This is a genomic window from Aquimarina sp. I32.4 (assembly GCF_002924285.1).
GTDB lineage: Bacteria > Bacteroidota > Bacteroidia > Flavobacteriales > Flavobacteriaceae > Aquimarina.
The window spans coordinates 1-2,180 of sequence record NZ_PGUB01000218.1; the positions used below are offsets into that span (position 1 = coordinate 1).

General features: G+C 30.4%; 1 protein-coding gene. It reads left to right on the forward strand.

All coding sequences use genetic code 11. The features are described from left to right. Positions 1-288 precede the first annotated feature (288 nt). Positions 289-2,007 (forward strand): leucine-rich repeat domain-containing protein, encoded by a 1,719-nt coding sequence (locus CVD18_RS22070; RefSeq protein WP_146052909.1) that lies wholly within the window; start codon positions 289-291, stop codon positions 2,005-2,007. Positions 2,008-2,180 lie beyond the last annotated feature (173 nt).

Sequence of the window (2,180 nt, forward strand, 5' to 3'; positions counted from 1 at the left end):
AACTCCATACTTACGACAAGCTTCTACGATACCAATCTCTTCCGAAGTAGCTAGTATTTCTAACTTCTGGTCTAAAGTCCATTTCTTGTATTTCATATCTCAAATGTATTAGTTTGAAATTTAAAAGAACACTCCGAACTTATTGGGGGCTAAACTAGTAAATTGAAAAAAGTTTAAACTACTTCTTATCAAATCATAAAAAATAAGCTTTCAACTGATTTGTTTTTTTGATCTTTGTAGAAACAAATCTTATTTTCTTTGAACTACTTTTTACTTAAAAAAACAATCTTGGCTGTTTGCATAGCCTTGTTTCATCTTACCGTATTTGCTCAAAAAGATACCACTTTCTTTACTATAGAAGAAGCTTTAGCTAACAAAAATGAGGTTTTCGTATTAGACCTTTCTTTTAAGAGTATTGAAGCTTTACCAACAACCATTACTCAATTCCCCAATCTGCATACACTAATTGCAGAGGGCAATAAAATTAGTAGTATTCCGCCATTTATAAGCCAACTCTCTACATTACAAGTTCTGGATTTGAGAGATAATAACATTACCGCCATACCCGAATCTTTTGGTAAACTGTCTGGACTAAAAAAATGTTTCCTAAATAAAAATCGAATTTCCTTTTTACCAAAATCAATTGGTAATTTGGCACAACTAGAGGTATTGAACTTAGAAGGAAATAAAGTAGTTGATATTCCTGAAACTATTGCCAATCTATCTCAACTTAAAAATTTGCACCTGGAATGGAACTTACTAACCACATTACCCAAAGCAATTTGTTCTCTACAAAATCTTGAAGCATTAATTGTTTATGAAAATAAACTAACCAAATTACCAGATTGTCTTGATCTATTAAAAAGATTAACTGTATTAAATATATATCAAAACAACCTTACTTCATTACCTGCCTCTATAGGTAATATACCTAATCTACATACGCTAAGTTTGGATCGTAATAAACTCACAGAATTTCCTGAAACACTTGGCAACCTAGAAAAACTTGTCTCTCTTAAAGCATATGGTAATTTATTGCAATCATTACCAAAATCAATAGGAAAACTACAACAATTGCAGGTATTGCACATACATCAAAATCAACTAGAGACTTTACCTAATGCAATAGGCAAATTATACCAATTAAAAGAATTGGTAGCAAGTTTTAATCAATTAACCTTATTACCTCCTGATTTTGGCACTATGAGTGCACTAGAAAACTTAAACCTATTTGATAATAAAATTACAACCCTCCCTGAATCATTCGGTAATCTAAAAAATCTTAAGATTCTAAATATTAATAAAAATCAATTAACCACATTACCAATCTCTTTTGGAGGATTATCGTACCTAGAAACATTAAAATTAAATCACAACAAAATAAAAACAATTCCAAAATCTATAGGGGACCTACATAAATTAACCGAACTATTTTTGATAGATAACAACCTATCTATCCTTCCTGAATCTATCGGTAACTTATTGTCATTACAAATTCTAAAGATTAACAAAAATAAGTTGCGTAAACTACCTAGTTCTATTTCTAGATTATCCTCTTTAAAAACAATCTCACTAAGTAAAAACAATCTTACATCATTACCTTCTTCTATAGGAAACCTAACATCACTAGAAAAACTAATTATCGACAAAAATGAATTGTATAGCTTGCCAAAATCTATAGGCAATTTATCTTCTCTCACAACTTTTTCTATAAATAGAAATAATATAGAAAGTATACCTTTTAGCTTTGCCAAATTGAGCAATCTAAAAAATCTAAACCTAACCAGAAATCAAATACTCTATTTACCAGAAACAATTAAACACTTAACAAAACTAAAGTCTCTATACATCTCAAAAAACAATCTTACTACCATACCAGAGTCTATTCAACACCTTACTAAACTAACCACTTTATACGTAACAAGGAACTATTTATCTCGCAAACAACGAGAACAGCTCTTACGCTTCCTTCCTAGGTGTAACATCTTCTCATATCCTCAAAAATAATACGACATGTATACCCTTTTATGAATGATTTTTAAATACTCACATACACCCTGGCTATTTCGGAGTGTTGAACTAATCCTCGTTGCCTCGGGAGCTTTTTTTTAGCTACTTACAAAAATACCTTAACTTGATGACTCGACAAAAATCTTAAGCATATGTATATAAAAAAAGTC